The sequence below is a fragment of the Escherichia sp. Lx600-2 genome (assembly GCF_036662595.1).
GTDB classification, from domain to species: Bacteria; Pseudomonadota; Gammaproteobacteria; order Enterobacterales; family Enterobacteriaceae; genus Escherichia; species Escherichia coli.
The window spans coordinates 1-1,001 of sequence record NZ_JAYQWM010000242.1 but is presented as its reverse complement, the minus strand read 5'-3'; the positions used below and the strand labels follow the sequence as shown (position 1 = coordinate 1,001).

Genomic DNA, 1,001 nt, shown 5'->3' with positions numbered 1-1,001 from the left:
CAGTTAGCAGTTAGCAGTTAGCAGTTAGCAGTTAGCAGTTAGCAGTTAGCAGTTAGCAGTTAGCAGTTAGCAGTTAGAAGTTAGAAGTTAGAAGTTAGAAGTTAGAAGTTAGAAGTTAGAAGTTAGCCTACAGGATAATAAAATATGCAGTGGTCTCAATGCCTCATTCCCCTAGGCAGAGCCCTCACAATCAGAGTCGCCCTGAGACTGAACACCTCACTCTTCGCTCCACACTGCCACGCCTCATCACCTAACCCCCAAACGCAAAAAAGCCACCCATTGGGTGGCTTTCTCACTAATTTAATGTCTGGCAGTTCCCTACTCTCACATGGGGAGACCCCACACTACCATCGGCGCTACGGCGTTTCACTGCTGAGTTCGGCATGGGGTCAGGTGGGACCACCGCGCTATTGCCGCCAGACAAATTCGGTTCGTTCCCGTTTAGCACATTTCGTCACTAAACCAGAACTGCAATCTTGAACAAGCTGCTGTGTCCCTCGCCTCTCGGCTTCTCACGCTTATTGAATCAACGTCATCTCTCAATCTCTAAAACACCTTCGGTGTTGTCAGGTTAAGCCTCACGGTTCATTAGTATTGGTTAGCTCAACATATCGCTATGCTTACACACCCAACCTATCAACGTCTTAGTCTTAAACGTTCCTTTAGGACCCTTAAAGGGTCAGGGAAGACTCATCTCAAGGCAAGTTTCCCGCTTAGATGCTTTCAGCGGTTATCTCTTCCGCACTTAGCTACCGGGCAATGCCATTGGCATGACAACCCGAACACCAGTGGTGCGTCCACTCCGGTCCTCTCGTACTAGGAGCAGCCCCTTTCAATCTTCCAACGCCCACGGCAGATAGGGACCGAACTGTCTCACGACGTTCTAAACCCAGCTCGCGTACCACTTTAAACGGCGAACAGCCGTACCCTTGGGACCTACTTCAGCCCCAGGATGTGATGAGCCGACATCGAGGTGCCAAACACCGCCGTCGATATGAACT

At 50.0% G+C, this 1,001-nt stretch carries 2 rRNA genes; both read right to left on the bottom strand.

The window, feature by feature from the left end:
• Nucleotides 1-305 precede the first annotated feature (305 nt).
• Nucleotides 306-421, bottom strand: a 5S ribosomal RNA gene (gene rrf, locus OQV04_RS24785).
• 146 nt (nt 422-567) lie between these two features.
• Nucleotides 568-1,001 (bottom strand): 23S ribosomal RNA (locus OQV04_RS24780); the annotation flags it as partial.